The sequence below is a fragment of the Shewanella subflava genome (assembly GCF_025971955.1).
In the GTDB taxonomy this organism is placed as follows: domain Bacteria; phylum Pseudomonadota; class Gammaproteobacteria; order Enterobacterales; family Shewanellaceae; genus Shewanella; species Shewanella subflava.
The window spans coordinates 1-1,433 of sequence record NZ_JAPDMX010000015.1 but is presented as its reverse complement, the minus strand read 5'-3'; the positions used below and the strand labels follow the sequence as shown (position 1 = coordinate 1,433).

The window sequence follows — 1,433 nt, the reverse complement described above, 5'->3', positions numbered from 1 at the left end:
TAATGCCGATCAGATAAGCACTTTTTAGATCGGTTGACCGATCTACTGGTTGATGTATAAAGGCCTGCAACAGAGATGTCGCAGGCCTTTTTCTATGCAGTTAGTCACCGCTTTAACCCTTGCAAACCGTTATTTCCCAAACATTGAGGCCGGTGCGCTTCAGCAACTGTTGCCTGAAGAATTTATCAGCCAATGTTTGCACAAAGCTGGCGTGGCGACCGTTCGTCGACGCCGTTTGCCTCTAGAATCATTGGTAATGGTTGTGCTCGGAATGGCGTTGTACCGAGACAAAGATGTTTGGAGCATTGCCGATAAAATGCAAATTGCTTTACCCGGCCGACGAGAGTTAGTCGCGCCCAGTGCCGTTGTCCAAGGCCGGCAGCGCTTAGGCTCTGAAGCTATACGGCAAGTCTTTCATCAAACACAAAAACTTTGGCACCAGGATGCAGAACATCCACGCTGGTGTGGTCTGCAACTACTTGGAGTTGATGGGGTTGTTTGGCGGACGCCTGACACTGTCGAAAATACTGAAGCCTTTACCAAACCCATCACAACGGCAGGCGAATCAGCGTGGCCGATGGTCAGAATGGTATGCCAAATGGAACTAACCAGTCATTTATTGACTGGTGCCGCGATGGATAAATACAGTACAAATGAAATGATATTGGCAGAGCAACTGATTGAAACGACACCAGATAATAGCGTGACGCTGTTTGACCGTGGTTTTTATTCCTTAGGTTTGCTCAATGCATGGCAAAGTAAAGGGCAAAACCGTCACTGGCTTATTCCACTGAAAAAAGGTGCGCAATATGAGGTTGTGGAAAAGTTAGGTAAACAAGATTTACGAGTTCGAATTGCAACCAGCCCGCAAGCACAAAAGAAATGGCCAGGCCTACCCACGCATGTGGAAGCAAGGTTGCTGCATAAAAAAGTGAAGGGAAAAGAACGCTTTATCCTGACATCAATGCTGGATACGACACAGTTTATGGGTGATGAAATCGTGGATTTATATAGTCAGCGCTGGGAAATCGAACTGGGCTACCGGGAGATAAAACAACAGCTGTTGGCAAACGAATTTACGCTGCGAAGCAAAAAATCGGAGATGGTGAAACAAGAACTATGGGGCGTGCTGCTTTGCTACAACCTCATCCGCTATCAAATGGTCAGGATGGCCAAAACCCTCCCGGGAATTTATCCGAACGAGCTGAGTTTTACGTTGTGCGCCAATGCGATAGTCAGTTTGTTTGAATACGGTTTTACGCTAATTAGTAGCCACCACATACCGAAAGAGTTGGATGATTTAACGAGAAAAGCGGAGTTTTTTGTCTTGCCGTTCAGGCGCGAGGAGCGTTGTTATCCAAGGCAAGTGAAACGAAAAATCAGTAAATATCCACACAAAAAATAACGCCAGTCAGCTTATCTGACTGGCATTA

Annotated in this window: 1 protein-coding gene; it reads left to right on the top strand. The window is 46.3% G+C overall.

Going from position 1 to position 1,433, the window contains the following annotated elements; translation table 11 throughout:
* Positions 1-94 precede the first annotated feature (94 nt).
* Positions 95-1,405 (top strand): IS4 family transposase, encoded by a 1,311-nt coding sequence (locus OHT75_RS07290; protein WP_264725837.1) that lies wholly within the window; start codon positions 95-97, stop codon positions 1,403-1,405.
* Positions 1,406-1,433 lie beyond the last annotated feature (28 nt).

Excerpts from the sequence above, each read along its gene's own strand:
- OHT75_RS07290 (WP_264725837.1), top strand. The coding sequence starts at position 95 with ATGCAGTTAGTCACCGCTTTAACCCTTGCAAACCGTTATTTCCCAAAC.